This window comes from Mesorhizobium sp. XAP4 (assembly GCF_029269325.1).
Classification (GTDB): Bacteria; Pseudomonadota; Alphaproteobacteria; order Rhizobiales; family Rhizobiaceae; genus Mesorhizobium; species Mesorhizobium ciceri.
This window is the reverse complement of record NZ_JARIXW010000008.1, coordinates 247178-271761: the sequence shown is the minus strand read 5'-3', so window position 1 is coordinate 271761 and position 24584 is coordinate 247178. Positions and strand designations below refer to the sequence as shown.

Sequence of the window (24584 nt, the reverse complement as noted above, 5' to 3'; positions counted from 1 at the left end):
GACGCCAAACGCAAGACCCGGAGAAGTCGGTGCGCACAGTTCACCATTCATTTACAATATTAGCGCAGGCTGAAAATCGGACATGCAGGGTAGCTCGTACATGGCCCTTAACCCCGGTGAAGACCCAGCGCCAGCGCTTTTCTGTTTCGCTGCTGGGTAGGCCTGTCCGCACTCCTGCTTGACTGCGCGACTGCGCGCCTCGCGGTTCCCAATCCTTGCAAACAGTTAGATCCGGGAGCTAAGTGCGGCATAGGCTGGTAGGGCAGGCGACCAGAGCGATCTTTCGAAGAACGAAGTCGTCCTCTCGCACGATTCGGCTGCTTGAACGTACACTTTCCATAGAAAACTCCCTTCTGACCGCCGAGCAGGTTGCCGCTTCGCAAGTACACTCAGAGAGAAATATTGGAGGGTCTTGTCCCAGCTTGACGCATCAAGGAACTCAGAGGGGGTGGTCTCTAAGGCGACCCTACGCGACATTAGCGGCTGCTATTGCGTTCGCCAATTCTTCTTCAGTAAACGGCTTGCTGAGAATTTTGATGTCGCGAGTCCCCGGGAGTTCGGCGTAGCCCGTTGCTATAATGACGGGTACGTTCGGCCACTGGCCTTTGATCGTATTCGATAGCTGCAGGCCCGTCATTTTCGGCATAGCATGATCCGTTATGACGAGGTCGAACGGCTGCTCCTCCAGCAACCTGAGGGCTGCCGCCGCAGAATGCGCCTCCGCGACAGTATGGCCGAGATCCTCGAGCATTGCCGCGGTATTCAAAAGGACCAGCGCATCGTCATCCACTGCCAGAATCCGCAGCGACGCCGTCTCAATGGCTTCCTCGGCAAGAACATCCGGCCCGCGCGCGACTTCCGAGCTCGCGATGGCCACCGGCAGCCACAGTTCCGCCGTCGTTCCTGCTCCCTTGCGGCTCCTAAGCGTCAGGCGCCCGCCCATTTGTTCTGTCATCCCATGGACCATAGACAGACCGAGACCCGTACCTTTGCCAACGCCTTTTGTGGTGAAAAACGGTTCCGTCGCCCGAGCCAGCGTTTCTTCGTCCATTCCTTCGCCAGCGTCTGCTACCGAGAGGCAGACGTAGGGGCCCGGGGCCAAGCCAGCCTCTTTGCTTTCGCCGACCTGTTCCATCCGAGTGGAGATGACGATCGTTCCGCCGCCAGGCATCGCGTCCCTGGCATTGACGCACAGATTGAGCAATGCGAGTTCGATTTGACTTTCATCAACCATCACACGATCAAGCGAGAGCGGAAATTTCGTCTCTATGATCGCCCTTGAGCCCAGCGATCGTTCCAAGAGATCCTTCATTCCGTGTATGAGCCCTATCAAATCGACAGGCTTTGGATCGAGTTGCTGCCGCCGGGCAAAGGCCAGCATGCGCTGCGTCAAGGACGCTCCCCGTCGCGCGCCGAGCACCGCGTTGTCGAGAAGACGCAGCAATTGTGGATCGTCGGGAAGCCGTTTGCGGAGCAGCTCAAGACTACCCAGAATCGCCATCAGCAAATTGTTGAAATCGTGAGCGACGCCGCCCGTCAGTTTGCCGATCGCATCCATTTTTTGGGAGTGGAAAAGGGCCTCACGTGCCTGATCCAAAGACTCCTGCGCCTTCTTCCGCTCCGTAATGTCGCGTGTGATCTTCGCGAACCCCAGGAGTTCGCCATCCTCGTGCCGAATGGCGTCGATGACCACGTGGGACCAGAACGCAGTGCCGTCTTTGCGTATACGCCAGCCTTCGCGCTCAACTCGCCCTTCACGGGCGGCGATCTCCAGGGCACTTTGCGGACTGCCTCGCTCGCGATCCTCGGGCGTGTAGAATTGAGAAAAGTGCTTGCCGATTATTTCGTCGGCCGAGTAACCTTTGATGCGTTCTGCACCCGAGTTCCAGCTCGTGATTACGCCTTCAGGATCAAGCATGTAGATCGCGTAGTCCGTCACGCCCTGAACCAGACGCTGGAACTGCTCCTGATTTTTCCGGATTTCCTCCTCCGCTTTCTTGCGCTCGGTAAGATCACGGGTGACTTTGGCGAAGCCGGTTAGTTGGCCGCTTGGATCGAGTATAGGATCCACCACAACGTGAGCCCAGAAAGGAGTCCCGTCGCGACGAACCCTCCAGCCCTCGGTCACAAATTTGCCATCGCGGACTGCTGTCTCCAGAGTCCGCGATGGAAGACCAGCTTCGCGATCCTCCTCCGTGTAGAAGCACGAGAAATGCTGACCGATGATCTCGCTGGCGGAATAGCCTTTGAACCGCTCGGCCCCCGCGTTCCAACTCGTCACGGTTCCCGAACGGTCCAACATATAGATCGCATAATCAGTAACGGCCTCGACGAGAACGCGGTAGCGATCCTCATCGGCTTTATCGACGGTTCCTTGAATCATACCCCATCCGTTCATTTGTTAACTCTGTGAAACTGCTGGCGTCTTGGATGGTTCCACAGACGATGGGAAGGCGTGCGCGCTGTGGCACAGGCCGTGACTGCCGTGGCCTGCAACGAGCTACTTGCCTGACGGGGGCGCGGCCATTACAGAAATTGGAATTTCAGATACCGGGCCGGGCCGCCGATCGCTCCACCCAGTTCTACTTCGAACCTGTGATACTGGCGGCTTGCGATTCCTGTTTGGAGACGATGGCGGAATGACCGAGCGAAAGAAGCAGCCCGTTGTAAGTTCCGGCATTGCCGGCTTGGACGAAATTCTTCGCGGTGGATTGCCCGCTTCAAATTTCTATATCGTGCAAGGCGATCCAGGCGCAGGCAAGACGACGGCGGCGTTGCAATTCCTGCGCGCTGGTGTGGCAGCCGGTGAACGCTGCATCTATGTCAGCCTTTCGCAAACCGCCGCCGAACTGCAAGCGATTGCGTCCTCACACGGCTGGACGCTTGATGGCATCCGCGTTGAGGAATTGTCCGCTTCGGAGACCCTGAGCGGAGCGGCCGATCAGACGATTTTCCAGACTGCGGACCTTCGATTGGATGAGACGCGCAAGGCGATTGAACGCGCGATTGAAGAACACAAGCCACACAGGCTTGTTTATGACTCGCTGCTCGAGATCCGGCTGATTACCGGCGACACACCGAGGTTCCGGCGCGAGCTGATTGGTTTCAAGGCCTTCCTGGCCAAGCGGGGCATTGTGGCGGTGTTGCTCGACACCCAGACCAGCGGAGGCGATCACAATGGCGAGGAAATCGAGGGCATTGCCCACGGCGTGATCCGGCTTGATAAATCTCTCGAGGATTACGGCGGCGTGCGCCGGCGTGTTGAAGTCAGCAAAATGCGCGGCGTGCCGTTTGCAGACGGTTATCACGATATGGCTATTCGCGAGGGTGAAGGCGTTGTGGTGTTTCCGAGGATTGTGCCCGGGTCGCCTGCCGAAGTGACCAAGCCGCAACTGATCAAATCAGGGGTAGCCGCTCTCGACGAGATGTTCGGCGGCGGCCAGGAATCGGGAACCATAACGCTCGTGATTGGTCAGTCGGGGACAGGCAAGTCGACGATGTCGTCGCTTTACGCCACTGCCGCGCTTCAACGGAGCGAGAGCGTGGCCCTGTTCCTGTTTGAGGAGCGGCTGGAGACTTTCTTTCGCCGGTCCGAAGGCCTTGGGATGGATCTTCGGCAGTTCTACAAGGACGGCCAACTCGTCATCTACGATTTTAGTCCAAACGAAATCTCGCCCGGAGAGTTCGGCCAGATTGTGCAGCAAGTCGTCAGTCGCAACAATACCCGGGTAGTCGTGATTGACAGCTTCACCGGCTATCTGAATTCTCTTCCCCACCGGGAAAAGGCGGTGCTGGACATCCAGTCTCTCCTGAAACATCTCGCTCGCGCTGACGTGCTAACCATGCTCATTGTCGCCCAGCATGGTTTGCTCGGGCAGAATGTTGGGATCGACGTGGACGTCAGTTTTCTCGGCGACACCGTGCTTCTGCTGCGCATGTCCGAGCATGAAGGCCGCCTTAGGCGCAATATCACGGTCGTCAAGAAACGCCACGGTCCCCACGATCTCGATGTCCGGGAACTGTTCATCGCGAGTTCCGGCGTTTCCGTGGTTGCCTACAATCCTCTGCCCGAGACGTGAGCGACGTCGAGCGAAACGGGCTGGGAACACTGGATTGGGTGCTCATTTTGGCGCCTTACCGCAAGGATGCTGGTTACACCGCCTCCCTGCTTCAGGAACGTGGTTTACGGGCTCGAGCGGCGAGCCCCGAGGACTTAGAGGGATTGCTTGCACTGTCCCCTGGAGTGCTGGTTGTCACCCACGAAGCCTTGAATCCTCAGGCGATCGCAACAGTTGAAGGTTTCCTTCAGGCGCAGCCCAATTGGTCGGAAATTCCAATCGTTGTTTTGTTGGACCGTGGGGCACAGCAGTCACGCATCCAAGCGGCGCTGAGTGCTGCCTGGCCACGTTCGCGCCAGATATACTATCAGCGTCCAGTGGCTGCGCTCGAACTGATAAGCGGAATCCAGTCGGCACTCCTCACCAGAATTCGCCAGCGCGACGTGCGTGACTATCTTGAGCGGGAGACGGAACTCCGCCTTGAGCTAAATCATCGAGTGAAAAACATCCTGGCGACCGTCATATCCATCTTCGATATGACCAGGCGCGGTGCGATCTCGGCAGAAGGGCTTGCAGAAGACTTCAAAGGGCGATTGAGAGCCTTGTCGGATGTTCATTCTGCAGTTTTTGCTGCCGGTGGCGAGACCGTGGCCTTAACGGATGTCGCAAAATCGGTCCTCGCGCCATACCTTTCCAAGCAACAAACTGCCATCACGATCGACGGACCCGAGGTGCTGCTTTCGCGCGATGCCGGTACAACTCTCGCCCTCTCGCTTCATGAACTAGCAACAAACGCCATTAAATATGGCGGCTTGTCCCGCCCCGAAGGCAGGATACGATTGGAATGGAATATAACGGCGAGTTCGGAACCAGTGCTGACGCTGAGATGGATCGAATCAGGAGGACCGTCGGTAGTTCAACCCTCGCGAGTAGGGTATGGAACACGCTATATGCGCGCCGCATTGACCAGCCTATTTGGAGAGGCTCCAGATCTTGTTTTCGCGTCGGATGGCCTGCGTTTCTCTATTCGCGGCCTACTGTCCCGCCTTGCACCCGATGAACGGCTAGGCTGATCGCGGCAGCGCTACAATTTGGGCAGCGGAAATTCTAAGGTCGGTTGAGACCGGTGACCACTCCCTTGGCATTCAACGACCGCGCAATCTGAAGCTCGGTCCGACCAGCCTTCGCGTATTCATGGTAGATCCAGCGCACCGTCGCAATTTCATCAGGTGGTCCAGGCACGAGGATGCCCCGATCCGTCTGGAGGCCCTTGTACTCTTTGAGAGCGAGCATGGTCTTTGTGCGCCCAAGCTGGTCGATGAACCGGCGCCTCAGGCCCAGGCCGGCCGACCCTCCCTGCCGGTGTCACCATTCGAACGAGCCTGCACTGGCCGGCAAACACCTTGACCGACAACACCCGGCTGTGCTCGGCACGCTATCGTGCGCTTTATCGCCTTGAGCAGGTCTGATCCGATGCTGCCATCGTTTGCGAACTGTTCGCCAAAATATTCAATTCAACGCCGGCAACACGACACCGATACTCGTACGACGCACTCTCATCGGGGTTCGGGAATCGCCCCCAGCGGCTCACATCGTAGACGATGACGATTCGAAATCCGCGTTCTTCGTTTCGACATCCGCCAACAGCCTTTGCTTCGAGGTTCAAGCGCTGCGACCGGCGTCCTCGTATGTGGCCACGGTGTCGTAGTTCATCGCATCCGCGAATTCACGGATTGCATCCTTCTGATTGTCGGCCGAATAGCTCTGGTGGTCGGTGGACATTCGCAGGTATTGAGCTGCGCGCACGCGCTGTGCGTTCTCAGCAGGTCGACGGACCGTGTGCGCCTGTTCCATCATTTAGCGCCTGGAAGGCAGATTGAACGTCCGCTTGAACCGGACGATCCTAGCGGTATGAGGCTTCAATCTCGTTACACAATGATCGACACTTTGTACCGAATGGGACTTGTCGCCATAAAACGAGAAGCGACGAAAATAGCAGGCAGGCTTCTATCAACACCCGAGAAACCATGTCTTTTATCGTGACGGCTCGTGCCCCCGTTCCGCCGCATTGCAGCCGCAGGTGGCAAGCCATAGGGATATCAGGCCTTCAAGGGAGACCTTACATGAACGTTCACAAAGTCATAGCCGCCGTGCTGATGACCGCGGCACTGGCCGGGTGCGCGCAGACCGAAGGCCAGCAGCGGGCCGGAACTGGCGCTCTGATCGGCGGCGCTGGCGGCGCCCTCGTCGGTCAGGCCATCGGCGGCAACACCGAAAGCACGCTCATCGGCGCTGCCGGCGGCGCCCTGCTCGGCGCCGTCGTCGGCTCGGCCACTACGCCGCAGCGTCGCGGCGAACAGATGTGCCGCTACCAGGACCGCCGCGGCCGCATCTACACGGCGCCGTGCGACGACAGGTACTACAACGGCGATTATTAAGCAGGGTTAGTCTGCTCATCCGTTGTCTGAGTGGGAAATGGGAACGGAAGCTCCACTGTGGGGCGGTGGCCCTGCTGGTACATTGTTTCTGATCGCGCCGCCGGCGGCGGCGCTGCGTTGTCATCTTTTGCCCATAACATAGTGCTACCAGCAAGGACGGCGGGTCTCTGGAGGTCGTGATGACTGAGAGCCTTGCCGGCACCCTGAAGAGCCGTGGCAAACAGGCAGCCAAGCGGAATCGGTGGCCCTGTTCGCGCCTACGGCCTGTGGCGGGATCTCAGTAACGACGAGGAATACCCGCTGATGGTCTGGGCGTTCGCTAAGAAGGGATGAGTGGCGGAAGCCGCGCTCCATCCCGGTCATAGCCAGGGTGTCTGGCTGGACACTTGACCGGATCCGCCGCCAGTGACCTACTTCGAAATCCGAGGAGCCGTTCGCGAATGGACATTCGAGCCACATTGACGGAGCTTTGCGAGGCCTTCAATGCGCACGATCTGGACCGCATCATGGCGTTCTTTGCCGACGACTGCGTTCTGGAGATGCCAAGGGGGGCCGAGCCTTGGGGAACGCGCTGCGAGGGCAAGCGCAGCGTACGAGACGCGCTAGCGACACGCTTTGAGGGTTTGCCCGATGTGCATTACGGCAGTGGACAGCACTTTGCGGACGAGGCTGCCAACACCGGCATGTCGAAATGGACCCTCACCGGCACCACCCGCGAGGGCGTCAAAAAGGAAGTTCGAGGTTGCGATTTCTACACATTTCGTGACGGAAAGGTGATCCGCAAGGACTCATACTGGAAGATCGTGGAGTAGGGGGTTGGCATTCCTGTCGGATCTTTTCGTTGTCCCGCATTCCAAAACAGGTGGATTACGCGATGCGCGTTTGCATCGCTGCACTCGCCGACGAAATGCCAACCTCAGAATTCCGGAACGCATTCAAAGTAGCTGCCAAGGATGAAACCACCTCCAGCTATTCCATGTCCGGCACGTCGCCACCCGCAAACAGAGTCGTCGGCTCGCCATAAGCCACCGAAGGGTTACCCTCGCGCGACCACGCAATGAGGCCAGCATGCTTGCCGGTTAAGCAGGTTCATCCCTTTGAGCGCCTTACGTGATGATCGGCATGAGCATGGCAGTTGGCCTTTCCGGCAGGCTCGGGAAGTGAACAGAACGGGAACATAAATGTCAAGCAAGAATTGACTCGGGCGAGGGGTCAATTCCTATTTTTGGCCATGCCGGACGCGGCAGAACTCGGTCGGCTATGTCCTGGCATGCTGCAGCCACCCTCAAGGCGCGGCTCCACTCGGTCCTTAACCCCTAGGCCGGTTGAGCATTGAAGCCAACGTGCCCGCGTTCGACGTCCCCGTGCCTTTTACCTCGGAGGCGGCCAGTGGATCGAGCCCAGCAGGGAGTCGTCGAGGATCAATAAACCGAAAGCAGCATTCCGCCAATTTCCCAGCCGATGAATGCTCGCGGCGGGAAGCGGCCGGTCGCTGCAGCCCAGGCGCGCTTCACTCCTCCCGGAATGCTCGCTGGATCTGATCGGCCAGGGGCTTGACGAGATAGGACAGCATCGTGCGGCTGCTGGTCGTGAAGAACACCTCGACCGGCATGCCGGGCGCCAGGGTCAGTCTTTTGAGTCTGGCAAGTTCCGTGCGCGGCAAAACGATATGCACGGTGTAATAACCGGCGCCGGTGCGCTCGTCGGTGCTGAGATCGGCGGAGATCTTGCTGACGCTTCCGTTGAGTTCAGGCGTGGTCCGCTGATTGAAGGCCGAAAGCCGCAGCGTCGCCTCCTGCCCCTGTTTCAGCTGATCGATGTCCTGTGGAGCGACACGGGCTTCGACGGTCAGTCGGTCCGCGACCGGCACGATGAGCATGACCGGTTCGCCCGCAGTGATGACACCCCCAATCGTATGTACGGCAAGCTGAAGGACGACGCCGGCCTGCGGGCTTCGAATGTCGATGCGCTTGAGCTGGTCCTCGGCCGATACCTTGCGTTCGACTAGCTCCGAGAGTTTTGCCTGGACCTCACGCAGCTCCGTGGCGACTTCGCTGCGCAGATCCTGATCGATCTGGATGATCTGCAGGCGGATTTCCGACGTGTGACCTTTCGACTGCGCTATCGCCGCGATCAACTGCCCGTGTTCAGCCTCCAGCCGCACGGCCTCGCGCTCGAGCGCGGTGATGCGATCGATCGAGACCAGCTTGCGCTCCCATAATGTGCGCATGCCCGCGAGCTCGGTTCCGATCAGCTTGATTTCCTGGCTCTTGGCGTCCTTTTGCTCGGTCAGGCCGGAGACTTCTTCGGCGAGCTGGGAGATACGTTCCGCCAACTGCGCCTTCTGGCCAGCGCGTGCCTGCCGGCGGAACTCGAAGAGCGACTGCTCTCCGGCCATTGTTCCGCTGACATCCGGATCGTCCCGCCGAGACATCAGCGACGGCGGAAAACCGATGGCGTCCGCACCATCGCGCTCGGCCTTGAGACGTGCCAGGCGGGCATCGAGTTCATCCGCGCTCTTGGTGACAATGGCCAGATTGGCGCGGGTGACGGTTTCATCCAGATGAATCAGAACCTGTCCCGCTTGCACGGCATCGCCTTCGCGCACGAAGATTTGGCCGACCACGCCGCCCGTCGGATGCTGCACCTTTTTGACACTGGAATCGACAACCAGCTTTCCCGATCCAATGACCGCGCCAGAGAGGTCGATCACGGCGGCAAGGCTGCCCGCTCCACCGACCAGTAGGATGGAGGTCGCAATGCCGCCAAGCAGATAACGTCGAATGGCCCGGTCGATCACCGATGTCGCCCTCTCCGGCATCAGAGCGCCGCCTCTTCAGGACTTGGGACAACTTTCAACGGAACGCTGATGGGACGGGTCACCTTGGTCATGATCTCATTCTTCGGGCCAAAGGCCTGAATGCTGCCGTTCGTCATGACAAGGATCTGGTCAAGACTTTGCAATGCACTCGGGCGATGCGCCACCACGATGGCCATGCCGCCTCTGTCGCGCACGCCTTGGATCGCCACCGTCAAGGCGGCTTCGCCATCGGCATCGAGATTGGAATTCGGCTCGTCGAGTATGACAAGAAACGGATCGCCATAGAGAGCACGCGCCAAAGCGACCCTCTGTCGCTGGCCCGCCGAAAGCGCCGACCCGGCCTCGCCAATGCGCGTTTCATAACCTTCAGGCAGGTGAACCACCAGATCATGAACACCGGCGGCGCGCGCAGCGGTCAGTATTTTGTCCGAGGGGGGCCGGGGTTCGAAGCGAGCTATGTTCTCGGCAATGGTGCCGTCGAACAGCTCGACATCCTGCGGCAGATAACCGACATGCTTGCCTAGGTCTTCCGACGACCACTGGTCGAGTGTCGCACCGTCGAGCCTGACGGTACCGCGCACTGGCAGCCAGACGCCGGCGATGGCTCTGACGAGCGAGGATTTTCCCGAAGCGCTCGGACCGATGATGCCGAGGCCGGCGCCCTTCTCCAGCACGAAGCCCGCATCCTGGACGACAAGGCGGCGCTCGCCCGGCGGCGCCACACTGATGCGCTCTACCGAGAGGCGAAACGACGGCGGCGGCAGCGAGACAGTTGTTGCAGCCTCGGGCAGCAGCCCCAGAAGGTGGGTGAGGCGGGCCCAGGCCTGGCGGGCGCTGACGAAGCTCTTCCAATGCACGATCGCGAGTTCAATCGGTGCCAGCGCCCGGCTCATCATGATCGAGCTGGCAATCATGATGCCTCCTGTTGCCTCCTGATGGATGACGAGCCAGGCGCCGATCGCCAGGATGCCGGATTGAAGCATCATGCGCACGACTTTCGAAATCGTTCCGAGCGTCCCCGCCAAATCGCTCGCCTTGGCATTCGTCTTGAGATAGTCGTCGTTGACGGCAGACCAGCGATCGGCAATGCGTGGGCCAAAACCCATTGCCTGAAGCACCTCGACGTTGCGGCGTGTCGCTTCCGCCAGCGTGTTGCGCGAAGCGGCCTGGCTGTTAGCACGTTTCGCCGTCTCCCTCGTGCGCAGTTCCGCCAGTAAGGTCAGGGCAAACAGAATGATGGCGCCCAAGAGCGCGGTCATGCCGATCCAGAAATGGAACAGGAAACAGATTGCGAGATAAAGCGGCATCCAGGGCAGGTCGAACAGCGCGGTCGGCCCAGCGCTCGACAGGAACGATCGGACCTGATCGAGGTCCCGCAATGACTGCAAGCCATCGCCGGGAAGCTTCGTGCGCAACGGCAGACGCATCAGTGCGGTGTAGACCTGCCCGCTGAGCCGCGCATCGAGCGCCATGCCGATACGCACCAGCAGCCGCGATCGGATCAGCTCAAGAACGCCCTGGAAGAGGAACAGCGTGCCCGCAAACAAGCAAAGGCCGACAAGCGTCGGCACGCTGCGGCCGGGGATGACGCGATCGTAGACCTGCAGCATGAAGAACGAGCCGGTCAGCGCCAGGACATTGACGACCCCGCTCATCAAGGCGATGCCGGCGAATGCCCGCCGAAAGGAAGCCAATACGGCCGTGAGCGTTGTTCGCGGCGGCTCAGAAGGGTGGGAGTGAGACATCGTCCTTCACCTCGGGCCTAGTGCGGCGGCAAGCGGCAATGAACGCGTTCGAGACCAGTTGGTGAAGGATGTCGGTTTCACTCCATCTTCCAGCATGGCACCTAGATGAACCAGTCATTCAGCGCGTAGGCATGAACATAGTCGACGTGCATTTCAGAAGGGGTGGCAAGCCCGTCGGCGGGCGCTCCCGCCATGCCGCCGACAGCCTGGTCGACCAGCATATACATTGGCTTGTGCATGTCGGCAGGCGTTGGTGCGCGGGCAACTTCGACATCGTCGAAATACCAGACCAGTTCGCTTGGGGTCCAAAGCACCCCATATTTGTGGAACCCTGCGGTATCCGCTGCATATACGGTCGAGGTCACTTTTGTATGCGACCCCGTGGCATTCGAGTGGCTGGTCAGGGTGAGCTTGTTGGGATCCTGGCCGATCATCTCCACTGCGTCCAGTTCCGGCGGCCAGGAGCCATCCGCCGGAAGAAGCCAGAAGGCCGGCCATGCACCCTGCTTTTCGGGCATGTCGGCTCGAATTTCGAAATAGCCGTAGGTCTGTGCGAAGGAATGGTAGGTCGTCAGCAGACCTGACGTGTAATCATAGTTGTTTATGTAGGGCTTGATCGCATCGGGAGCCCGGGCGGCCGTAATGGTGAGAACACCGTCCTGTACGCTGAACGGGTTGACCGAACTCGTGGGGGCGTAGCTGGTGTCGATATACCACTGAAGCTCGCTGTTGGTGGTGAGCGAGCTGCCGTTCGGAGCACCCCACCAGAAGTTCGTATCCCAGGTCCCGCTAGAACCGCTGTGCAGGTTCAACGTATTGAACTCGTCCGAGAAGGTGAGCGTCAGATGCGACTTGTCCAGGGCGAGATCGAACTGGTTGGCGCTGAACTGGTCGATGGTCTTGTTCTCGAAGACGAGAAACTCGGTTGGCGACAGGGTAAGTCGGACGTTCGATCCCGACTGCACCATGTTGGCGTGCACCTGGTCGAAAGAGAGGAAGCCGTAGCCTCCGACGCGCACGGTGTCGTCGGCGCCGAAGTCGAGAATAAGGTCGCTGCCATTGCCTGGTTTGACGACGAAAATGTCAGCGCCGGAGCCACCCTTGAGAACGTCGTCGCCCTTCAAGCCGTCGAGCGTCTGCTGGCCGGAACCGCCGACGACGATATTGTTCAATGCGTTTCCGAAGGCATATTGTTTATCGCCGGTGACCGTCAGATTCTCAAAATTCGCCGGCAGCCTGTAGCTCATCCAGGTCGAGATCGTATCGATGCCCTCGTTGGGCAGCTCCGCCGCTTTGTCTTTCGCGGAGTACAGGTAGTAGATATCGTCGCCCTGGCCGCCATACATCGTAACGCTGACGCTGCCGTCGCCATACAGCGAATCGTTGTAGATGCTGCCGTAGAGGGCCGGGCCCGAATTCGTCGCCGAGTACCACCTTGCGGAGGACCCACTATAGGGGAGCGGAACGCCCTTGGCATTGGTTACGGCGGCCATTTTGCTTGCAGCTCCGTTGGTTTGTTCCAAGCCCTAACACGATGCAAGGCAAAAGGAGCCGATAGGTTTTGTCTTCAAACTCAGGAGGGTTATCAAAACGTAAAGGCCCGAGGGGCAGGACGCGTCCGTCAGGCGAAGCTGGCTTGAGCGTGAAGTGGGGCGACTGGGGCCGGTTGGGCGAAGAGCGCGCACCAACGAGAATGCTGCCGAACGTGCGGAACCTTGGACCCGAATCGCAAGTTTGGCGGGACACCCGCGAGAGCCCTGCCCATCGGGCGCGGATGCGGGACCTTCCCCCTAGCCGCCGAACGCTTGCGGCCATTCCTCGCAGATCAGAGGCCGAGGGTCTGACCCGTTTCCATCTGAAGGAAATCTGCCGACGAATTCCGCAACACCGAGTTCTGGAACGCGTCAAGGGCAGAGCCGTGGGTGATATCGACCAGCACGGCCGCTGCGGCTTCAACCTTATCGGCCGCTTCGTCTACCTTGTCGAAACGCATCAGCATTCGATCGTGGAGCATCGACAACCGCGTGGCGTGGTAAAGCACGCTGCGCTTATGGTAATCCGAGTCCAGCGGCTCAAACAGTATTGTCATGACGGCAACTCCTCGCCATTTCATGTCCATTCGGGGGTGATTTGGAGGCCGCCCGCGTATAGATATTGGTCTGGCGCTCCCGAGGCCTCCGTCACGCGCTGTTGAGCTGCCCGGACCCTGCAGCACAGGGCGATATTCACCACGCCATTTTTCCTGTCCGTTTCTTCCTTTGCGCGCCTCAACGATTTCTCAGCACGTTTGAAGCGCAACCTTGAACTGCCAAGTTTCAAGAATTTCAGCCATCGTTCCGCTTCCTATGCGGTTGCTTCCCTCGGCTGATAATTACGGCTGTTCTGTTTGGTTCCGGCCAATCGCGACCGGCTCCCAGATTTTACAGAGCCAGGCCGATCTGGCGCTGCCGATTTAAATCTCTCCGGCAATGGGCTTGAGCGCATCTTCTGTCTCAGGCTCCAGCGGGACGCCGGCGACGTTCCGGAGCATCAAAGCGGCGCGCTGAAGGACGGACTGCAAATCCGCCCCGGATATATCCGCGATGCGATCGACCGCGCTTCAACCTCTTCCGCGATAAATAGGCGCGCCGATGATCATTCCTTCGACCATGTCCTCTCCGAGGAGGTTTCAGCTTGTTTGGGAATGGCATGTGCTGGCCAAGTGGTCTATCTCACGCACCACCAGAACCTGTGCGAAATTGCCAGGACGGTTGTGCACGGCGTGACGGCCACGAACTCGGATAGCGATCCAGGGGCCGCTGGAGGTCAAAAAATTGCGACTTTCGCAACCGCGGTGGAGGTAGGTCCGGAGAGCCAAAAACGTCGGCTGCGGTCGAATGAACAGCCGCCTTGTGTGCATGCGTTATGAACCATCGGATCGATCTTTGAATGAGCAAACTGGCCAAAAGGCGCGCATTGCTGCTCCTCAATCCAAAGGCGCGGCGCGGCCAGGAGCTGATCGCCCCGATTGTGGAGCGGCTGGAGCGCGGCCGGCTTTCTGTCACTGTCGAAAAGTTCGAGGCGTTGCCGGAGATCGCTCGTGACATCGTTCGCTTGCGCCAAACGGCGGACCTTGTGGTCGTGTGCGGTGGCGATGGTTCGTTGTCGGCGGCGGCGATGGCTGTAGTGGAAAGCCGCCTGCCGATGGGCATTATTCCTATGGGAACGGCTAATGACCTCGCTCGCACACTCGACATCCCTATGGATCTTCTGCAGGCCGCTGACGTGATCGTGCGGGGCCGACTCCGGCAGATCGATATCGGCACGGTCAATGGCAATGCCTTCTTCAACGTTGCGAGTATCGGACTCAGCACTGAATTGGCGAAGGGTCTGGATCCCACTTTGAAGAAGCGTTTCGGCAGGCTCGGCTATGCGCTGGCGGCGGTGAAAGTGTTGACGCGGGCCACGCGATTCCACGCGAAGATTATTGAGAAAGGCGCGTCGACCGACGTCGAAACCTACCAGATTGCGGTGGGAAACGGTCGCCATTACGGCGGCGGCAACGTGGTGGAAGAGACGGCCGAGATCGATGACGGACATCTCGATCTTTATAGCTTGGAAATGACGAACCTCTGGAAGCTGGCGCTGATGCTCCGCTCCTTCCGGTCTGGAAGGCATGGCGCCTGGCGAGAGGTGCGCACGGCTAGGTGCGTCGAGTTCGACATCGAGACGGAGAAGCCGATGCCGGTCAACACCGATGGTGAGATCGTCACCTCGACACCAGCCCATTTCAAGGTCCATCCAAAGGCGATCTCGGTCTTCGCGCCTCCGCCCGTCGACGACGCTGACCTCCACTAGGCAAGCAATTTGGCCCCACGATCGTCCCGAGGTCATCAAAACGGCGACAACGACCGGTCCATACGAGAAGCGGCGAGCTCGACAAATTATGATTTCCTTGGTCTGTTGCTAGCAGGTCGACATGCGCGACTTGGGGCCGTGGCCGCTTGGCACGACCGGCCTGAAAAGAGTCCTTGGCCGGAGCTTTGCGTCATGAGCCGGAATGCAAACGGTTGCTGCGGCTCGTTACAACGCGCCTTGGCAAAGGTGCCGAACGCGGCCCTTAGCGTTCCCGAAGGCTGGTTCAAAATGAACTGATATGTGATGCAGGCAAAGGATTGTTGCCCTTTGCCGTTCGAATATTAGCAACCTCTTGACGACCGCCGGCCGCGCTCCAGAATCTCTCACATGGCGCAGAGACAGACTGGCATCGACTTTGGGCTCGAGGTGACGGCAGGCGGCGTCACTCATCTGGAACTGCGCGACGACCGTCGGGCAAGCAACGCGCCGGAGAAGGCAAAGGCGCCGGGCCACGCCACGCCGGTCGACTATGAAGCTGGCAAGGCCACGGTCGGCGGTTTGGTCACAGTCGAAGCGGGCTCCCATCAGGGGATGGAAACGCGCCGCGCCGGTGCTTCGCGATGAGAAAATCCGGGACTGACAATCTCGTCCCGGCCATCAAGAGCCCCGGCGATGCGCCGTCGATGAAGGGCGCAGAGCAGTTCGAGATTTTCCCCGACTACGGCCCGACGATCAACAGGCGCCACATGGTAGCGGCAGCGGTGGTGGCAGTCCCGCTCCTGTTCGGTTTCACTGGCCTTGCCATCCGTTATGCCGCTGTTGCTTCAACATTGGCAGAGCCAGGCTTCGAGTCTTATGCTCGTGCGCTCTGCCGATGGGATTGCCACTGGTATGTGGATATTTCCGAACGCGGCTACGAGCGCTTTCCCATCCCGAACCAAAGCAATGTCGGACGATGGGGCTTCTTTCCATTCTACCCGTTGCTGGTAGCGGTGATCCGAGCGATTTTTCCTTTCCCCACGATAGTGGTCGCAACCGTCGCTTCACTTGCATGCAGCTACGCCGCATGTCTGGTGGCATGGCCGCTGCTGAAGAAGAACATGCAGGCCTATGTGCTGTACTGCGCTTTTTTGCTTAGTGGCCCGTTCTCCTTCCACTTCACCACTTTCCTTTCCGAACCTCTTTTCGTGCTCCTGACCTCGAGCGTTTTCCTGGCACTCAAACGCTCCAGCTATCCCGCCGCTGGCATCTCGTCAGCGCTCCTCTCGGCAACGCGGCTTGTTGGGGTCCTTGTCGTCTTTGCGACCGTCATTGAAATGTTCCAACAGCATCGGAAAGGGGGCGGCTCACCACTCTCCTTTCCTCGTTGGGTGCTCGGTCGGCCGGATCTGCTCGTCGCTATCTTGATCTCGCCTGCCGGCTTGTTCGCTTACATCCTGTTTTTGTATGTCACTGTCGGCGACGGCTTTGCGTTCCTGCACGTCCAACGCGCCTTTGGACGAGTGGCTGGGAACCCGATCCTGTTTCTGTGGGACGGCCTCTCAGCGTTTCCCAAGACCGGGTGGCTGCCCACGGCGCCGCAATGGAGTGCGCTCGCGGCAATCGCCGGGCTGGCGCTATCAGTCGTGCTGATGGCTCGCAAGCAATATGGCGCTGGTATCTTTTGCGCGATCAGCATTGTCGTGCCATTGATTACGAATCTGGCCTCCATGGTCAGATACGTCATTGGGCTTGCGCCTCTGATACTGTTGATGGCGTTCTTGCTGTCGGCATCGAAACTGACCTGGATAGCCGCTTTGTTTCTCTTTCTGGTCGCCTGCTATTTCATGACAGTGGCATGGATTGGGGGCTACCTTGCTTTGGTCTGACGTCGGCAACCCCTACGCACGCGCGATCTCGCTTGGGTGTTACGCGCTCGCCGCGGCTTTGGCCGTGTCAGAAATCCTCATCCTTGCGCTGGCTCTCCATCCGAATGTCCACCCCGACTATCGGGCCTATTACATCGACCGCACGACAACCTGCCTCAACCGCGATACCGTTGGCATCTACTCACTCGGCCAGACAGTGTCCTTCCGGTCCGACGGCGCCAAACGGGCTTCCGGCATGAAAGTTTGTGGCTGGTCGGGGCCAGCAGCCGACGGCACGCATTCGCTGGGTGAAACCTCGCGGCTCCGCCTGCAGATACCGCCGCTTCGCGACGGCCTAAAGGCAACGCTACAAATGGCCGCTGTCGTTCGTCCGCCACAGATGACCCAGAGGGTGATTATCTCAGTCCATGGCGTATCCGTGCATAAGGTTACGCTGTCGGGCAAGCAACCCATGACCGTCTCGTTCTTCATTCCGCACGCAGCTTTTTCGAACGCCAGCACGTTCGAGATGACGTTTGACTATCTCGACGGGATCCCGCCCAGCAAGGCCGCCAGCAGCATTTACAAACGCTCCATCAAATTGGTGTCGTTTCGACTGGACGCCGTTTAAGTATTATCGCCGCTGGCGGGAGCGGTTGCCCTGCCGACCGGGACGGCGATCGGCAAAAACCCACCGGTCAAGGACGAAGAAATTGATGGTGGGAACGAGCAGGCACGTAATCAGGACGGGAACGACGAGCGGCAAGCCCAGCTTCACCGTCATAAGTGCCGGCGCGCCATAGGCAATGGCAAAGCCTGTTGCCGCCAGCAGGAGAAAACGTGGCGCTGCGGTTCGATGCGACCGGCCCGACACGAACGTCAGGTATTTGTGCGCGAGATACGAAAACAAGGTGGCTGCGGCATATGCCCCAAGCGAAGCCTGGATGGGCGTGAAACCGAGCGGTTGCGATTTGGAAAAAGCGGCAACCAAAGCGGCATACAGAATTGTGGCAGAGATGCCGACCATGCCGAAGCGTGCCAGCAGCGTGAGCGCGTCGCCGGGAGGCAGGTGCTCAGGCACGCGCACTAGACACATACTGTGCTCCCAACGGCACGCGGGCGAGCATGCGCTCGACGTTTCGGGCAAACGGTCTGCCTGACGGCAGCAGCAGGAAGTGCTCGGACCGGATGTTCGTGAAGCCTGTCATCTGCAAGAGTGACGCTGTTTTGGCTGCGCTGAGCAGCACGGCATCTCGGTCGAAGGGACACCGGAACACAGCCAGACGCGTCAGCGGGTTATAGGGATTATGCTCGATGATGCAGGCGACACCGCCCGGGCGAAGGACGCGCCGCATCTCGCGTACGAACTCAAGCCAGGAAGCTGGCGGTACATGATGGACGACGCAGCTGGCGAAGGCCAGATCGAAGACGCCGTTGTCGTATGGCAGGGTCAGGCTGGAGCAGACCTTGTACATGACGCCAGGATTTTCCTCCCTGGCACGCAGGATGGAGTCCGGCGAGATGTCGCAGCCGTCCAGGGACGCGAAGGCGCCTTTGAGAAATGGATGGAGAACGCCTACGCCGCAGCCGACATCAAGCGCCCGCACACCCGAGCCATCAGGGCCCAGCCCTCGTTCAACCACAACGCGTCGCAGAAACTCGGCCTTGGCCTTAAGAAAGAAGTCGTGCTTAAGCCCTGAAAATCGGATCGATCCCTGGACTGTCTCGTCATAGATCGATCTATAACTGTCGAAGAGTTCGGACATTGGCCGGCACTCCAATCCGGGATTTTCGAGACGATCGTCGGTTCTTGACGGGAACGGCAGGCATCGCCCGGTCGAAGCCGGTGAGGCGATCGATCACGTAAAGTGGGCGCCGTTTCACTTCAGCGTGGATGCTTCCGACATACATCCCGACTACGCCGGTCATGAAAAGGTTGATGCCGCACAGGAGCGATACAATCATCACGGTCGAGGTCCAGCCGGCAACAACGCCGGTTTCAAAAGCCCAGGCATAAATTGCAAACGCACCAAAGGCGACGGCCAGCGCAGAAATGGCCAAGCCACCCCAGAGCGCCAGGCGCAGCGGCCGTTCCGAGAAGCTGACGATGGCGTGAGCAGCAAGATGCACCATCTTCCAGAATGGATATTTGGTCTGGCCAAGGGCTCGTGCTGGACGTTCGAACGGCACCGCCGCCTGCTTGAATCCCATCCAGCCAAACATGCCCCTGACGAAGCGATCCTGTTCGGGCATCTGTCTGAAAGTTCTCAGCGCTTTGGGGCCGACCAACCGGAAATCTCCAACGTCGCGCGGAATGTCGACGGTCGTCATCTTTTCCAGTAAGCGATAAAAGAGACTTGCCGTGAAGCGCTTGAACAAAGATTCGCCTTCGCGTTTAACGCGCCGGGCATAGACAATCTCGAAACCTTCCTTCCACTTCGCCACCAGATCGAGGACCACCTCGGGTGGGTCTTGGAGGTCGGCATCCATGACGATGACAGCATCCCCCTGGGCGGCGTCCATACCGGCTGTAATTGCTATCTGGTGCCCAAAATTGCGGGAAAGCTCGATCAGCCGAAAACGAGGCTCGGCGGCAACCACGCACCGAAGGTATCTGACGCTGCCGTCGCGGCTTCCGTCATCAACGAAAATAGCCTCGGTCTCACCGTCCAGCTGGTGGATTAGCAACCTGATGCGCTCGACCAGGCGAGGCAGCACTTGTTCTTCGTTGTATATCGGCAGAACCAGTGAGTAGCGCAGCGACACGTTCGCTCCGGTCCCGGTACCTTGGATCACAGTGGCCTCCATGCCGATGAAATGAAACGCCAGCCCCAAAGTTCCATAAGACGTTACTAATTTAATGGTTGTCGTAGGCGGGTGGCGAACTGTACGTTCTGAACGTCTTCGGTCTGATTAGGAGTGAGATATCGTTTCGCGCACCGGCGGAGCAATGCGCTGTTTTCGTCATTTCGCAATCCATTGTCGGGTAAGGCCGCCTTGCCAGCTCTTGTCAGCGCGTCGGCGCGCGATAATTTTTGTGGGGAAGGGACTTCGATCAAAAGGAGCCGACGATGGAACACCAAACTCTCAGCCAACTGCAGACAATTGCAGATGTAGAACCCCTGTCGACATACCCGATCATGACCCGCCAACAGCGCATCGAGCGCTGGGCAGAGTTGCTGGAACAAAGTCCCGAGCGACGCCTGAGAGCGCTTACTGGCACTGAGTATTTGAAGCGCGAAGCTCGCGACGCGGCGCGCGGTGAGGGCTCACCGATTACAGTGGCCTTCGAGGACCCGCTACTGCGTGCGTTAGGCCTGAAGGATGACACCTATGGGGAAGCAAAGCGCTTCTTCGAACTGTCCGACGGGGAATTGCATGACATCGTCTGCAGTTGCCATGTCGGAACCACGTTCAGAGGGCAGTGGGCTGCCGCTCGAGTCCGCCGGTCAATCGGAGGGAACAGGCTTCTCAAGTGGCTTAGAGAGAGAATGTGGCATTGAGGTCGCCAAGGACGGCGATTGAAGCTCGTTCAGAGCGAGGTGGATGAACGATTGGCGCGCCAGCGCTCCGCCGTGGTGACGACGGGGTTCGGCCCCAAAGGTTGTCACGCAAACGGGTGGGCGCTCTACTTGCGGTGCGTTCCAGGCAAGGCTGCATTCCCAGGGGCAGGATTCTGGGCTTCTCTTTGCGGCTGGCATCACGACGTGAAGACGTCGATCGCTCGGCCCTCTGTTGCGCTAACCTCGGCGGCGCCTGGCCTGAATGGCAGCAAAAGTCACTGGGCGAAAATCCCAGGCGTCGACCCCGACATCGTGCTGGCGCGTCATTGGCTTCAGCCGGCCATGAGAATGGCCGTGCAGGTTTATTGATTTCTTGCCGATCTGGTTCCAGGTGCGGAACGGGTAGTGGCAAAGAACCAGGAAACTGCCCTCGACAGTTAGCTCCTTGTAGTGTTGCACGCTAGCCCAAGCCGAAGCGCCGAGCGTTACCACGCCGTCGTTGTTGCCGATGATCAGGTGCTTCGTGCCGTGGAGGCAGGACAGCAGCGAAGACACTGTCTCGGCAGATCCCTTGGCGAAGTCGCCGAGGTGCCAGACCTCGTCGCTTGGAGCAACAGTCTCGTTCCAAAGTTCAATCAGTGCTTGGTCATGCCCCGCCAATGAACTGAAGGGGCGGGGGCCGAGCCGCAGAATGCGGGGATCGTTGAAATGCGTGTCGGAGGTGAAGAAGATCATGCCGCCGCTGGCTGTGACGAGCGATCGACGATCGCTTCTAAGTTCGGTTGCCGGAGCTTTTTTTGGGTCCACCATCGATCCTGATTTGGGCTTCCCTGAGCATCTTGAGTGCCTCCTCCTTGGTGAGGCCGCACTTGCGCGCAAAGTAAAGCGCTTCGATCACCCTTTCACGATCCGCCGTGGCTTCTGAGGGCTGTTTGGGCTTCTTACCCATCGTTCCCAATCACCTTTTGATGCCACCGAACCATCACCGTGCCGGGTTTGTTCCCCCCTCGGATCTGCTAACCTGCCGAGCGTCGCCGCCTGATACGCCGATGAAACAACATCCGAGCCCTGCAACCGGCATCATCTCCAACAACGAGCGAGCAGGTCGGCCCTTAGGTGTATAAATTCCAGGCCGGCGTGGGGAGGGACCGGCGGTGCGCTTTATGGGTGAGCCAGTCTACAGGCGCTTCTAAGCGCCACGCGACCAAGCCGGCGGGCGAAGCATTGTCGTTGGTTCAAAGATCCGTTCTGGTCCGCCCTCGCTCAAAAACCGGAACGTCTTCATCATCTCCTTCGCTTCGTCCGGTAGGGATGTCTTCAGCGAAGCTGCGGGTCATCTCTTCGGTGTCGCTCAACCCGTCGACCGTTTCATTTGCGCCGGCTCCCTCGTCGTGACGGCCCGTGATCTCGCTTCGAGGCTGCGCGCCGATCGGCTGCTCGATGTCGGACCCCAAAACGCCCGGTTCCGCACCGTGTCTATCCTCGTGGCCTGCGATGCTCTCCAGTACGGCCGCATCCTCCTCGGGGATGGGCTTGTCATTGGCAAAGTCGCTCTTTTGCTTCCGGGTTGTTATCGGCATGTTGTGAACTCCTACGCAGTGAATCGCACAACGTACGACTACGGCCGAAGTTGCGAGGCGGCTGCTTTGATTTTAAGGAACCCCGACTTCGGGCAAGCGGTCGCAAAAATCGAGACAGTGGCGCACGTGCTGAAATGGAACAATCAAGCGCGCAAGTTGGCACGATGGCGGGATTTTGAACGAAGCACTCCTCTCCTCGCTATCGACTCCAGTCGGGTAAGGCCCGCTCCGAGCCACGGTTCTTGCACGCCCTTTGCAAAAGGCGCCAATCGAGGCCGAACGAACTGCGCTCGGAATTGCTTTACAGCCGCCAACAGGCTGCGCGGTCGCGTCGTTTTTCGTCGCTTAATGGCACAGCGATGGCGAAGGTGGCGGACGAGCCTTAAGCACCAGCTTACGAGTATGCGTGCCTCGCTGGCGAGCTTGCCCACATTCGCGCGAACTAGAGACGCTGGCGATACGTGCGGACAGCAGATAGCCTGACACACAGCAAGGGGCCTCCGAATGTGATGAAGCAGCCCACGCTAGGCGCGAGTTGGGCGCAGTCACTCAGCAGCTGCCGGTGTGATCATCACCGACGAAGCCTGTCGGCGAGACGGAGCCCAAGGGCCAAGATCGTCAAGGTGGGATTCGCCTGGCTGGATGTTGCCAGAACCGAGCCGCCCGCGATGTGCAGGTTCATCAGTCCATGAACTCGGCATTCAGCATCAACAACCCCGTCGGTCGGGCTCGCAGACATTCGCGTGGTACCGAGATGATGACCGTCCATGGCGCCTGATTTGCCTGCCATTTCGACCACATGGCCAGGTTCAAATCCTGAAATGGTAGCTCCGATCTTCTCCAGCTTCCAACCGAGCAGTCGATAGGCGCGCGCGACGCTTTGGAGATCGTTGTTCGTGATTTTCCAATCGACGCGCAGCTTCGGCATACCCAATCGGTCGCGTTCGCTCACCAACGTCAGTCTGCTTGCGGGGTTCGGCTCCTGTTCCGAATGAAACTCAAGATTGACCACATTAGCGCGCGGACCCAATACGATGGAGGGCAGCTTTCGCCGCGTGAACGTTCTGTTCGCCATCCAGCCCAAACCGAAGCGCCCGAGGCGCACTGGCGACGATACGACGTTCTGAACGTGCGCGAGCTTTTGGTCCAGCGTCACTGAATGCTGCTGCCGACCTCTGAGGTGTTTCGGGAGAAATGTCCTTTTCACGAGATACATCGCCGAGAGGATCGGGTCGTTGTGTCTGGGATCGGCTGGATCTGGCAGATGGGTGCGGAAGATCTGGTTGAGCAAGCAATGCTCCCGCTGCGCTTGCTCCGTGAGCGACAGCCGCCTTCGGCAGTAGATGCCGGCCGCGTCCCGCTCGTAGCCAAAAGCCACCGCCTGCTGGGCGTTCGGCAACTTTAGTGCTCCGACTGTGGCTCCCAGATGGGCCATATAGAAACGACCGAGCTGATCTCGGGCATTGCCGATACCAGCCGGCATCACATCATTCGAGGCAAGTAGCAATCGGGTGGTCTCAAAACCGCCGGCGGCTACAATGTAATGGCAAGCCGTGACCTCACGCTTTGTGCCCTTCAAGTCAACACAGTCGATGTGGTGGACGCAACGCCCGTTCGGCGCCAGGCGAATTCCCGTCGCCGCAGCGTTTAACCAGATGTGGATATGACGCGAAGTCCGCAGCAACCCGGAAAGCCGTTTCCACACGTTGGTTGGTCGACTAAACCGCTCCAGGCGGGTCCTGAACAAATCGCCGTCGACGCCCTCGAATAGCTCAACGCGAGAACCAGGCAACGCGCTTGTTGGATCGTAGTCGTAAGACCCGACCTCGATCACCTCGTGCGCCCGACGGTAGTAGGGCAGCAGGGTTTCATAGGTGATCGGCCAGCCCGAATTGCACACCCATTCGCGCTTCTGGAAGTCGATGCTATCGAACGGCACGCAGCGGCCACCCCATGCTCGGCTCGATCCTCCCAGCGCTCGTATCCGGAAATTCTGGACAGGCGGATGGACGAGGGGATCTGCGACAATGCCGTGGTAGAGCTCCTGCGATCTATTGGTCTGCCACCTGCCGCCCGCTTCCAGAACGCAGACGCGTAGCTTTGCATTTTCGAGCGCGGCGGCAATGGCCAGGCCGACAGTGCCACCTCCGACTATGCAGATGTCGTAGGCAAGTCCGTCGCCCGCTGCGGTGAATTGAGCGATCAACGTTCACTCCGGATTTGTTCGATCCCCGAAGGCACGCTCCCACCCTTCGCGCCCGGCTTGGGCGAAGCAGGTAGCGCGCGAGGAGCAGTTGGCAACCACCCAATTGATCGCATTTGAAGCGCCGGCCCAAAAGAGGTGGCTTTGGTGACGAGGTCCGTGACGACTTCAAGGGGCCCGAACCGGAAGAGTTTTTGTCGCGACCACCCTCAAAGGGGCATGGTTATGGTGAACGCTACTTCTCAGCCTGAGTTCGGTGGTGGTATTCCGGTTCGATCCGCGAGATTTCCCGCCCATGGCTCGCCGACAGACACGCTGTTGGCTCCGGCTGAAGCCTTGCCTCTGCTTGCGAGGTTGCCATGGCGATCCGGAACCTCGAGGCATGTGGAGAGTTGTCCAGCAGCCCAGCGGAGATCCAAGCCATGGCGCCACCAGATGCCAGTTCCGGCGCCGCCGCGCAGCCGAAACGCTCTGGCGTGCCGGCAACCCCATGGCCGGCAGGGCACAAGGCTTCCGGAGCAGGATTATCGATAGACGGGCGCCCAACGATAT

Annotated in this window: 24 protein-coding genes; 10 read left to right on the top strand and 14 right to left on the bottom strand. The window is 59.4% G+C overall.

Annotation, left to right across the window (positions count from 1 at the left end; translation table 11 throughout):
* Positions 1-466 precede the first annotated feature (466 nt).
* Entirely contained in the window at positions 467-2383 is a 1917-nt protein-coding gene (locus P3C39_RS29825; RefSeq protein WP_275954764.1) for a PAS domain-containing sensor histidine kinase, read from the bottom strand.
* Between the two features lie 256 nt (positions 2384-2639).
* On the opposite strand from P3C39_RS29825, the gene P3C39_RS29820 reads away from it, so the two are divergent.
* Together P3C39_RS29820 and P3C39_RS29815 are read left to right on the top strand one after the other, a co-directional pair.
* On the top strand, positions 2640-4079 hold the full coding sequence (locus P3C39_RS29820) for an ATPase domain-containing protein (RefSeq protein ID WP_013525068.1): 1440 nt from the start codon (positions 2640-2642) through the stop codon (positions 4077-4079).
* Positions 4076-5131 (top strand): sensor histidine kinase, encoded by a 1056-nt coding sequence (locus P3C39_RS29815; protein WP_013525069.1) that lies wholly within the window; start codon positions 4076-4078, stop codon positions 5129-5131. The genes P3C39_RS29820 and P3C39_RS29815 overlap by 4 nt, the downstream gene beginning before the upstream one ends.
* Positions 5132-5165: 34 nt before the next feature.
* Here P3C39_RS29815 and P3C39_RS29810 read toward each other — a convergent pair whose 3' ends face one another.
* Positions 5166-5351, bottom strand: a complete 186-nt coding sequence (locus tag P3C39_RS29810; RefSeq protein ID WP_245268667.1) for a recombinase family protein — start codon at positions 5349-5351, stop codon at positions 5166-5168.
* A gap of 369 nt (positions 5352-5720) precedes the next feature.
* The gene (locus P3C39_RS29805) at positions 5721-5915 is read right to left on the bottom strand and encodes a recombinase family protein (RefSeq protein WP_245268668.1); all 195 of its coding nucleotides are present in this window, start codon (positions 5913-5915) and stop codon (positions 5721-5723) included.
* A gap of 266 nt (positions 5916-6181) precedes the next feature.
* Here P3C39_RS29805 and P3C39_RS29800 point away from each other — a divergent pair, with 266 nt between their 5' ends.
* Both P3C39_RS29800 and P3C39_RS29795 read left to right on the top strand, forming a co-directional pair.
* Positions 6182-6496, top strand: a complete 315-nt coding sequence (locus P3C39_RS29800) for a YMGG-like glycine zipper-containing protein (RefSeq protein WP_013525070.1) — start codon at positions 6182-6184, stop codon at positions 6494-6496.
* 386 nt (positions 6497-6882) lie between these two features.
* Positions 6883-7308: a nuclear transport factor 2 family protein gene (locus tag P3C39_RS29795; RefSeq protein ID WP_255337261.1), complete on the top strand. Its 426-nt coding sequence runs from the start codon at positions 6883-6885 to the stop codon at positions 7306-7308.
* Positions 7309-8006: 698 nt separating this feature from the next.
* Here P3C39_RS29795 and P3C39_RS29790 read toward each other — a convergent pair.
* The 4 genes from P3C39_RS29790 to P3C39_RS29775 all read right to left on the bottom strand — a co-directional run bounded on the left by P3C39_RS29790 (position 8007) and on the right by P3C39_RS29775 (position 13151).
* Entirely contained in the window at positions 8007-9296 is a 1290-nt protein-coding gene (locus P3C39_RS29790) for an HlyD family type I secretion periplasmic adaptor subunit (protein ID WP_338039895.1), read from the bottom strand.
* Positions 9297-9316: 20 nt separating this feature from the next.
* Positions 9317-11062: a type I secretion system permease/ATPase gene (locus tag P3C39_RS29785; protein WP_013525076.1), complete on the bottom strand. Its 1746-nt coding sequence runs from the start codon at positions 11060-11062 to the stop codon at positions 9317-9319.
* A gap of 101 nt (positions 11063-11163) precedes the next feature.
* Positions 11164-12555 carry a family 16 glycosylhydrolase gene (locus P3C39_RS29780; RefSeq protein WP_275954766.1) on the bottom strand — a complete coding sequence of 464 codons (1392 nt, stop codon included), beginning with the start codon at positions 12553-12555 and terminating at the stop codon, positions 11164-11166.
* 332 nt (positions 12556-12887) lie between these two features.
* Complete coding sequence (locus P3C39_RS29775) at positions 12888-13151, bottom strand: hypothetical protein (RefSeq protein ID WP_013525078.1); 264 nt, start codon at positions 13149-13151, stop codon at positions 12888-12890.
* A 297-nt stretch (positions 13152-13448) separates the two neighbouring features.
* Here P3C39_RS29775 and P3C39_RS29770 point away from each other — a divergent pair, with 297 nt between their 5' ends.
* The 5 genes from P3C39_RS29770 to P3C39_RS29750 all read left to right on the top strand — a co-directional run bounded on the left by P3C39_RS29770 (position 13449) and on the right by P3C39_RS29750 (position 17377).
* Positions 13449-13970: a hypothetical protein gene (locus tag P3C39_RS29770; protein WP_275954767.1), complete on the top strand. Its 522-nt coding sequence runs from the start codon at positions 13449-13451 to the stop codon at positions 13968-13970.
* Positions 13971-13990: 20 nt separating this feature from the next.
* On the top strand, positions 13991-14899 hold the full coding sequence (locus P3C39_RS29765; protein ID WP_013525079.1) for a lipid kinase: 909 nt from the start codon (positions 13991-13993) through the stop codon (positions 14897-14899).
* A gap of 387 nt (positions 14900-15286) precedes the next feature.
* On the top strand, positions 15287-15523 hold the full coding sequence (locus tag P3C39_RS29760; RefSeq protein ID WP_013525080.1) for a hypothetical protein: 237 nt from the start codon (positions 15287-15289) through the stop codon (positions 15521-15523).
* Positions 15520-16767 carry a hypothetical protein gene (locus tag P3C39_RS29755; RefSeq protein ID WP_013525081.1) on the top strand — a complete coding sequence of 416 codons (1248 nt, stop codon included), beginning with the start codon at positions 15520-15522 and terminating at the stop codon, positions 16765-16767. The genes P3C39_RS29760 and P3C39_RS29755 overlap by 4 nt, the downstream gene beginning before the upstream one ends.
* A complete protein-coding gene (locus P3C39_RS29750; protein WP_013525082.1) occupies positions 16754-17377 on the top strand; it encodes a hypothetical protein in 624 nt (207 codons plus the stop codon). Before P3C39_RS29755 ends, P3C39_RS29750 begins: the two co-directional genes overlap by 14 nt.
* A 3-nt stretch (positions 17378-17380) precedes the next feature.
* On the opposite strand, the gene P3C39_RS29745 is transcribed toward P3C39_RS29750, so the two are convergent.
* From P3C39_RS29745 to P3C39_RS29735, 3 genes are read right to left on the bottom strand one after another with little or no spacing between them, the layout of a single operon-like run.
* Entirely contained in the window at positions 17381-17827 is a 447-nt protein-coding gene (locus tag P3C39_RS29745) for a GtrA family protein (protein WP_275954768.1), read from the bottom strand.
* Positions 17820-18512: a class I SAM-dependent methyltransferase gene (locus P3C39_RS29740; protein WP_013525084.1), complete on the bottom strand. Its 693-nt coding sequence runs from the start codon at positions 18510-18512 to the stop codon at positions 17820-17822. Before P3C39_RS29740 ends, P3C39_RS29745 begins: the two co-directional genes overlap by 8 nt.
* Positions 18487-19512 carry a glycosyltransferase family 2 protein gene (locus P3C39_RS29735; protein WP_224673147.1) on the bottom strand — a complete coding sequence of 342 codons (1026 nt, stop codon included), beginning with the start codon at positions 19510-19512 and terminating at the stop codon, positions 18487-18489. The genes P3C39_RS29740 and P3C39_RS29735 overlap by 26 nt, the downstream gene beginning before the upstream one ends.
* Positions 19513-19817: 305 nt before the next feature.
* Between P3C39_RS29735 and P3C39_RS29730 the strand changes: the two genes are divergently transcribed.
* Positions 19818-20249 carry a hypothetical protein gene (locus P3C39_RS29730; RefSeq protein WP_063174019.1) on the top strand — a complete coding sequence of 144 codons (432 nt, stop codon included), beginning with the start codon at positions 19818-19820 and terminating at the stop codon, positions 20247-20249.
* Between the two features lie 237 nt (positions 20250-20486).
* On the opposite strand, the gene P3C39_RS29725 is transcribed toward P3C39_RS29730, so the two are convergent.
* The 4 genes from P3C39_RS29725 to P3C39_RS29710 all read right to left on the bottom strand — a co-directional run bounded on the left by P3C39_RS29725 (position 20487) and on the right by P3C39_RS29710 (position 24035).
* Positions 20487-20984 (bottom strand): metallophosphoesterase, encoded by a 498-nt coding sequence (locus P3C39_RS29725; protein ID WP_013525087.1) that lies wholly within the window; start codon positions 20982-20984, stop codon positions 20487-20489.
* Positions 20985-21021: 37 nt separating this feature from the next.
* Complete coding sequence (locus P3C39_RS29720) at positions 21022-21198, bottom strand: hypothetical protein (RefSeq protein WP_013525088.1); 177 nt, start codon at positions 21196-21198, stop codon at positions 21022-21024.
* 286 nt (positions 21199-21484) lie between these two features.
* Positions 21485-21829, bottom strand: a complete 345-nt coding sequence (locus P3C39_RS29715) for a hypothetical protein (RefSeq protein ID WP_013525089.1) — start codon at positions 21827-21829, stop codon at positions 21485-21487.
* Positions 21830-22400: 571 nt separating this feature from the next.
* Entirely contained in the window at positions 22401-24035 is a 1635-nt protein-coding gene (locus tag P3C39_RS29710) for a GMC family oxidoreductase (RefSeq protein ID WP_013525090.1), read from the bottom strand.
* Positions 24036-24584 lie beyond the last annotated feature (549 nt).

Bases quoted from the DNA above. Each gene is read 5' to 3' on its own strand.
- P3C39_RS29825 (WP_275954764.1), bottom strand. From the start codon at position 2,383: ATGATTCAAGGAACCGTCGATAAAGCCGATGAGGATCGCTACCGCGTT.
- P3C39_RS29820 (WP_013525068.1), top strand. From the start codon at position 2,640: ATGACCGAGCGAAAGAAGCAGCCCGTTGTAAGTTCCGGCATTGCCGGC.
- P3C39_RS29810 (WP_245268667.1), bottom strand. From the start codon at position 5,351: ATGCTCGCTCTCAAAGAGTACAAGGGCCTCCAGACGGATCGGGGCATC.
- P3C39_RS29805 (WP_245268668.1), bottom strand. From the start codon at position 5,915: ATGATGGAACAGGCGCACACGGTCCGTCGACCTGCTGAGAACGCACAG.
- P3C39_RS29800 (WP_013525070.1), top strand. From the start codon at position 6,182: ATGAACGTTCACAAAGTCATAGCCGCCGTGCTGATGACCGCGGCACTG.
- P3C39_RS29785 (WP_013525076.1), bottom strand. From the start codon at position 11,062: ATGTCTCACTCCCACCCTTCTGAGCCGCCGCGAACAACGCTCACGGCC.
- P3C39_RS29780 (WP_275954766.1), bottom strand. From the start codon at position 12,555: ATGGCCGCCGTAACCAATGCCAAGGGCGTTCCGCTCCCCTATAGTGGG.
- P3C39_RS29775 (WP_013525078.1), bottom strand. From the start codon at position 13,151: ATGACAATACTGTTTGAGCCGCTGGACTCGGATTACCATAAGCGCAGC.
- P3C39_RS29765 (WP_013525079.1), top strand. From the start codon at position 13,991: ATGAGCAAACTGGCCAAAAGGCGCGCATTGCTGCTCCTCAATCCAAAG.
- P3C39_RS29760 (WP_013525080.1), top strand. From the start codon at position 15,287: ATGGCGCAGAGACAGACTGGCATCGACTTTGGGCTCGAGGTGACGGCA.
- P3C39_RS29755 (WP_013525081.1), top strand. From the start codon at position 15,520: ATGAGAAAATCCGGGACTGACAATCTCGTCCCGGCCATCAAGAGCCCC.
- P3C39_RS29740 (WP_013525084.1), bottom strand. From the start codon at position 18,512: ATGTCCGAACTCTTCGACAGTTATAGATCGATCTATGACGAGACAGTC.
- P3C39_RS29730 (WP_063174019.1), top strand. From the start codon at position 19,818: ATGGAACACCAAACTCTCAGCCAACTGCAGACAATTGCAGATGTAGAA.
- P3C39_RS29725 (WP_013525087.1), bottom strand. From the start codon at position 20,984: ATGATCTTCTTCACCTCCGACACGCATTTCAACGATCCCCGCATTCTG.
- P3C39_RS29720 (WP_013525088.1), bottom strand. From the start codon at position 21,198: ATGGGTAAGAAGCCCAAACAGCCCTCAGAAGCCACGGCGGATCGTGAA.
- P3C39_RS29715 (WP_013525089.1), bottom strand. From the start codon at position 21,829: ATGCCGATAACAACCCGGAAGCAAAAGAGCGACTTTGCCAATGACAAG.